Raw genomic sequence first — 6,630 nt, 5'->3', positions numbered from 1 at the left:
GGCACGACAACGCGCCCTGCGACCACGTGCTCGGGCAGGCCGACTTCGCCAAGGTCGACAACAACCAGTCGCTGTACTGGCCCAACGCGGCCAGCCTCAACATGCCCTACGGCCTTAGCGCGGCGGGCGACTGGCTGGTCGTGGCCGACACCGCCAACTCGCGGCTGATCGGCTGGCACGCGGACGACTGCCGCACCGGCGCCGCGGCGCGGGCGCTCGCCGCCCAGCCCGACTTCGGTGCGAAGGGCGACAACCGCTGGCAGGCGGCCGAACGCGACAGCGTGTGCTGGCCGTATGGCGTGGCCGCCTGCGGCGAACAGGTGGTGGTTGCCGATTCGGGCAACAACCGCGTGCTGCTGTGGCGGCTCGCGGCGGGAGTCGGCGCATGAATGCCGCGGCAGAACTCGGCGCCGAACTCGCCTGCGGCCTCACCCCCGAGCGCACCCCCGAGCGCGCCGAGTTGATTCGTGTGCGCGGCCTGGTGCAGGGCGTCGGCTTTCGCCCGACCGTCTGGCGACTGGCGCGTCGCCACGGCCTGCGTGGTTGGGTCGCCAACGACGCGCACGGCGTGCGCATCCATGTCTGTGGCGCGGCTGACGCGGTCGACGCCTTTGCGCACGCCCTCTCGGCCGAAGCGCCGCCGCTGGCGAGGGTCGACGCGGTCGAGCGCGTCGCGGCCCGGCCGCTGCCACCGGGCGCGGCTTTCGAGATCGTTGCCAGCATCGGCCCGCGAGATGCGGGCGCTGCGGCCGACGCGGCCGACACGGCGGTCCACACCGGCGTCGTGCCCGACGCCGCCACCTGCGCCGCGTGCCTGCAAGAAGTGCTCGACCCGTTCGCGCGGCGCTTTCGCTACCCGTTCACCAATTGCACGCACTGCGGACCGCGTTTGTCGATCATCGAGCGGGTGCCCTACGACCGCGCTGCGACGACGATGCGCAGCTTCCCGATGTGCGCCGCCTGCGCGGCCGAATACCGCGACCCCACCGACCGGCGCTTTCACGCGCAACCCATCGCCTGCCACGCCTGCGGGCCGCGCGCCTGGCTCGAGCGGGCCGACGGCAAAGCCATCGCGGTCGACGCGCTGACCACCCTCGATGCGGTGGATGCCGTGTGCTCGCTGCTGCAGCGCGGGCAGATCGTCGCCGTCAAGGGCCTGGGCGGCTTCCAGCTCGCCTGCGATGCACGCAACGAAGACGCGGTGGCGCGGCTGCGCCAACGCAAGCACCGCGAGCGCAAGCCGTTTGCACTGATGGCGCGCGACCTGGGCGTGGTGCGGCGCCATTGCATCGTGAGCGACGGCGACGAGGCGCTGCTGACGAGTGCCGCCGCGCCGATCGTGATCATGCAAGTGCAGGGCGGTGCGCCGCTCGCGGGCAGCGTCGCACCGGGCCTCTGCACGCTCGGCGTGATGCTGCCCAACACGCCACTGCACCACCTGATGCTGCGCCGCATGGACCGGCCCATCGTGCTCACCAGCGGCAACCGCGCTGATGAGCCGCAGTGCATCGACAACGACGAGGCCCGCGCGCGCCTCGGCGGCATCGCCGACTACTTCGTGTTCCATGACCGCGACATCGCGCGGCGCGTCGACGACTCGGTGGCGCGCGTCGTCGCCGGCAAGCCGCGCGTGCTGCGGCGTGCCCGCGGCCTCGCCCCCGCGCCGCTGGCGCTGCCGCCCGGCTTCGAGGCCGCGCCGCCGGTGCTGGCAATGGGCGGTGAGCTGAAGAACACGTTTTGCCTGCTGCAGTCCTTCGGCGGGCGCGGCCAGGCGATCCTCTCGCACCACATCGGCGACCTGGAGAGCGCGCCGACTCACGCCTCCTACCGAGCGGCGATCGATGCTTACCGACAGTTGTTCGAGCACACGCCGCAGGCCGTCGCCATCGACCTGCACCCCGAGTACCTGTCGGCCAAGCTCGGCCAGGAACTCGCCGCGAGCCAGGCGCTGGCGCTGGTGGGCGTGCAACACCACCATGCGCATATCGCTGCGTGCATGGCCGAGAACGGCGTGCCGCGGGGCGCGCCGCCGGTGCTCGGGGTGGCGCTCGACGGGCTCGGCTACGGCGACGACGGCGGCCTGTGGGGCGGTGAATTCCTGTGCGCCAACTACACGGCGTCGGTGCGCCTGGCCACCTTCAAGCCGGTCGCCATGCCCGGCGGCGAGCAAGCGATGTTCGAGCCCTGGCGCAACACCTATGCCCATCTGCTGGCCGAAATGGGCTGGGCCCGCTTCACCATGAACTACGCCGAACTGGACCTGCACCGCTTTCTCACCGCCAAGCCGCACGCCTTGCTCCACAGCATGATCGAAGGCGGCGTCAACAGCCCGCTGGCGAGTTCCTGCGGACGGTTGTTCGACGCCGTCGCGGCGGCCGCCGGAGTGTGCCGCGAGCACGCGCTTTACGAGGGCCAGGCCGCGGTCGAGTTCGAGGCGCTGGTCGATCGCCGCACCCTGCTCGACGAAGACGACGAACTCGCCTACCCGTTCGCGATTCCGCGCCTGAAGGCGAGCCGCCTGCCTTATGTGGAGCCGCTGGCCATGTGGGAGGCGCTGCTCGGCGACCTGATCCTCGCCACCCCCGTGCCGGTGATCGCCGCGCGCTTTCACAAGGGCCTCGCGATCGCGATCGTGCGCATGGTCGACAAGCTGGTGCAGCGTCGCTGCGAGGAGGGCGAGCCGCTGACCACGGTGGCGCTATCGGGCGGCGTGTTCCAGAACCGCGTGCTGCTCGAGCAGGTGTTGCAGCGGCTCGAACCCCTGAAGCTGCGCGTGCTGACGCATGCCCGCGTCCCCGCCAACGACGGCGGCCTCTCGCTCGGCCAGGCCACGGTGGCGGCCGCGCGACTACTGATGAAGGAGAGCGCGCCATGTGCCTCGGCATCCCCGGACTGATCGTTGAAGTACACGACCCGGCGCGCAAGCTGGCGATGGTGGCCGTCGGTGGCGTGCGCCGCATGATCAACATCGCCTGCATCGTCGACGCGGCGCACCCGGCGGCGGCGTGCCTGGGCGACTGGGTGTTGGTGCATGTCGGTTTCGCCATGAGTCGCATCGACGCCGACGAGGCCGCGCGCACCTTGGCGCTGCTCACCGAGCTGGGCGAGGCGCAGGCCGAGATCGAAGCGATGCGGGCGTCGGCCTGATGACGATGCGGAGCGGTCATGGGACATGAAGCCTTGCAGTCGCTCTACCCGTTCTTGCATGGCGGCAAGCAGGACGCGGGCAAGCTCGAAGCGGCCTTGCTCGACGCCGTGCGGCTCAAGGCCGAAGACAGCGTGGCGGTCAAGCGCGCCTTCTTCGAGCGCAACGGCGCCAAGGTCGTCGCGATGGCGCACGCGCTTGCCGCGGTCTACCAGCAAGGCGGTCGCCTCTACACCATGGGCAACGGCGGCTCGAGTTGCGACGCGACGCACATCGCGGTCGAATTCGGGCACCCGATCACCGCCGGCCGCCCGGCGCTTGCGGCGGTGAGCCTGGTGGCTGACACCGCGATGCTCACGGCGGTGGGCAACGACGTCGGCATCGACCACATCTTCGTGCGCCCGCTGATCGCGCAGGCGCGCCGCGGCGACGGACTGATCGGCGTCTCCACCAGCGGCAATTCGGCCAACCTGCTGGCCGCCTTCTCGACTGCCAGGCGCCTGGGTGTCGCGACCTTCGGCTTGTCGGGGCACGACGGCGGCGCCATGGCCCGCAGCGTCGACCTCGACCACTGCCTCGTCGTCGAGAGCGACAGCGTGCACCGCGTGCAGGAAACGCACGTGGCGATCTATCACATCCTGTGGGACCTGGTGCACACGCTGCTGGCCGACGAACGCGGCGGGCTGGAGGCCAAGCCATGAAATACGTCGACGAGTTCCGCGACCCGGTCAAGGCGCAGACCCTGGCGCGCGAAATCCGCGGGCTGCTCGCGGGCATCGTGCGCGCCAAACAGCGCCCGCTGCAGATCATGGAGGTGTGCGGCGGGCACACGCACTCGATCTTTCGCTATGGCATCCAGCAGCTGCTGCCCGACAGCGTCGAATTCGTCCATGGCCCCGGCTGCCCGGTGTGCGTGCTGCCGATGGGGCGGGTGGACGACTGCGTGGCCCTGGCCGAGAGGCCCGAGGTGATCTTCACCACCTTCGTCGACGCCATGCGCGTGCCCGGTTCCATGATAAGCCTGTTGCATTCCAAGGCCGAAGGCGCCGACGTGCGCATGGTCTATTCGCCGCTCGACGCCCTGAAGCTCGCGCGCGAGAACCCGAGTCGCGAAGTCATCTTCTTCGGCCTGGGCTTCGAGACCACGATGCCGAGCACGGCCATGACGGTGCTGCAGGCCCACGCCGAGGCGTTGAGCAACTTCTCGCTGTTCTGCAACCACATCACCATCATCCCGACCATCAAGGCGATCCTCGATTCGCCCGACCTGCAGCTCGACGGCTTTCTCGGCCCGGGGCACGTGAGCATGGTGATCGGCACCCGGCCGTTCGACTTCATTGCGCAGCACTACGGCAAGCCGATCACGATTGCGGGCTTCGAGCCGCTGGACGTGCTGCAGTCGATGTGGATGGTGTTGAAGCAGATCGCCGAGGGGCGCTGCGAGGTCGAGAACCAGTACGCGCGCATCGTTCCCGAGGCCGGTAACGCGGCCGCGCTCGACGCCATCCAGGAGGTGTTCGAGCTGCGCGAATTCTTCGAGTGGCGCGGCCTGGGCTCGATCGACCATTCCGGTGTGCGCGTTCGCGAAGCCTACGCCGAGTTCGATGCCGAGCGCCGATTCAGCATCCCCAACCTCAAGATCGCCGACCCCAAATCGTGCCAGTGCGGCGAGGTGTTGAAAGGCGTCATCAAGCCGCACCAGTGCAAGGTATTCGGCAGCGCCTGCACGCCCGAGACGCCGCTCGGCTCGCTGATGGTGTCCAGCGAAGGCGCCTGCGCGGCCTACTACCAGTACGGGCGCATCGATACCTCGGGCTTGAGGAAGAAGGCGGTGGCGGCATGAGGGCGACGGCGGGGGTGAGCGCGGCTTTCAAGCCGCATGCGGCGAGCCCGCGCGGCGATTTCGGCTTGCAAGCCGCAACGCGCACCGCAAGTGAGGGCGAGCGCCCAGGAGCACAGCCATGAACGATCGCGCTCGCGCCGTCGCCGTCGAGCCGCGCCGCCGCGCGACCCTGCGCGATGCCCACGTCACCCTGGCCCACGGCAGCGGCGGCAAGGCGATGCGCAACCTGATCGAGGACGTGTTCCTCGGCGCCTTCGACAACCCGCTGCTCAGCCCGCTCGAAGACCAGGCCGTGATGCCCTTGGCCGGCCTGGCCGAGCACGGCGACCGGCTCGCTTTCACCACCGACACCTACGTCGTCTCGCCGCTGTTCTTCAACGGCGGCGACATCGGCACCTTGGCCGTGGCCGGCACCGTCAACGACCTCGCGGTCAGCGGCGCACGGCCGCTTTACCTGTCGTGCGGCGTGGTGATCGAGGAGGGGCTGCCGGTCGAAACCTTGCGCCGCGTGGTGGCGAGCATGAAGCGCGTTGCCGCCGAGGCGGGCGTGGCCATCGTCACCGGCGACACCAAGGTGGTCGAGCGGGGCGCTGCCGACAAGCTCTTCATCAACACCGCCGGCATCGGCGTGGTGCCCCGGGGCGTGGCCATTTCAGCGGCCAACGCGCGGCCGGGCGACGTGGTGATCGTCAACGGCACGCTCGGCGACCACGGCACCGCGATCCTGATCGCGCGTGCGCAATTGGCCCTGGAGTCCGACGTGCCGAGCGACTGCCAGCCGCTCTACAGCCTGGTCGCCGCGATGCTCGCCGCCTGCCCGGACATCCACTGCCTGCGCGACGCCACGCGCGGCGGCGTGGCGACGGTGCTCAACGAGTTTGCCGAGAGTTCGCAGGTGGCCATTCGCATCGACGAGACCTCGCTGCCGCTGCGCGAAGACGTCAAGGGCGCCTGCGAAATCCTCGGCCTGGACCCGCTCTACCTGGCCAACGAAGGCAAGCTCGTGGCGATCGTGGCGCCCGAGGCGGCGCCCCGAGTGCTGGCGGCGATGCGCGCGCACCCGGCCGGCCGCGGCTCGGCAGTGATCGGCCAGGTGGCCGAAGAGCCGCGCGGCATGGTCGTGCTGCGCACCGGCTTCGGCGGCGATCGCATCGTCGACATGCTCGTGGGCGAGCAGCTGCCGCGCATCTGCTGAAACCGCAAAGCGCCGCCATGCACGAACTCGGCATCACCCGCAGCGTGGTCGCGATCTGCACCGAGCATGCCAAGGGCGCAACGGTCAAACGCGTCACGCTCGAGATCGGCCAACTCTCGGCGGTGCTGCCCGAGGCGGTGCGCTTTTGCTTCGACATCTGCGCCAAGGGCACGCCGCTCGAGGGCGCGACGCTCGACATCATTGAGGTGCCGGGCGGCGCACTGTGCCGCGACTGCGGCGCCACGGTGGCCCTTGCGGCGCTCTACGGCCGCTGTGGCTGCGGCAGTGCGAACCTGAAGCTCGTCGCGGGCGAGGAACTCAAGGTCAAGGAAATGGAGGTGGCGTGATGTGTACGACCTGCGGTTGTTCGGACGGCAATGAAGTCGTCCTCACCAATGCCCAGACCGGCGACGCGATGACGATGCTGCGCGAAACGACCATGACGCA

7 protein-coding genes are annotated in these 6,630 nt (G+C 69.8%); all 7 read left to right on the top strand.

What is annotated here, in order from left to right; all coding sequences use genetic code 11:
• Positions 1 to 389, top strand: a 389-nt coding sequence (locus tag RMO12_RS10125; RefSeq protein WP_309639195.1) for a hypothetical protein, incomplete at its 5' end; no start/stop codon positions are given.
• A complete protein-coding gene (gene hypF / locus RMO12_RS10120) occupies positions 386 to 2,896 on the top strand; it encodes a carbamoyltransferase HypF (protein ID WP_309639194.1) in 2,511 nt (836 codons plus the stop codon). The genes RMO12_RS10125 and hypF, both read left to right, overlap by 4 nt.
• Positions 2,872 to 3,147: a HypC/HybG/HupF family hydrogenase formation chaperone gene (locus RMO12_RS10115; RefSeq protein WP_309625655.1), complete on the top strand. Its 276-nt coding sequence runs from the start codon at positions 2,872 to 2,874 to the stop codon at positions 3,145 to 3,147. The genes hypF and RMO12_RS10115 overlap by 25 nt, the downstream gene beginning before the upstream one ends.
• A gap of 18 nt (positions 3,148 to 3,165) precedes the next feature.
• Positions 3,166 to 3,846, top strand: coding sequence for an SIS domain-containing protein (locus RMO12_RS10110; protein WP_309625656.1), 681 nt, complete (start codon positions 3,166 to 3,168; stop codon positions 3,844 to 3,846).
• A complete protein-coding gene (gene hypD / locus RMO12_RS10105; RefSeq protein WP_309639193.1) occupies positions 3,843 to 4,988 on the top strand; it encodes a hydrogenase formation protein HypD in 1,146 nt (381 codons plus the stop codon). The genes RMO12_RS10110 and hypD overlap by 4 nt, the downstream gene beginning before the upstream one ends.
• 118 nt (positions 4,989 to 5,106) lie before the next feature.
• Entirely contained in the window at positions 5,107 to 6,183 is a 1,077-nt protein-coding gene (gene hypE, locus RMO12_RS10100; RefSeq protein ID WP_309639192.1) for a hydrogenase expression/formation protein HypE, read from the top strand.
• Positions 6,184 to 6,200: 17 nt separating this feature from the next.
• On the top strand, positions 6,201 to 6,530 hold the full coding sequence (gene hypA / locus RMO12_RS10095; RefSeq protein WP_309624638.1) for a hydrogenase maturation nickel metallochaperone HypA: 330 nt from the start codon (positions 6,201 to 6,203) through the stop codon (positions 6,528 to 6,530).
• The last annotated feature ends 100 nt before the right edge of the window (positions 6,531 to 6,630 follow it).

Source organism: Methylibium sp., assembly GCF_031393925.1.
GTDB lineage: Bacteria > Pseudomonadota > Gammaproteobacteria > Burkholderiales > Burkholderiaceae_C > Methylibium.
Note: the sequence above shows the minus strand (reverse complement) of the source record. Positions and strands in the feature narration are given on the sequence as shown.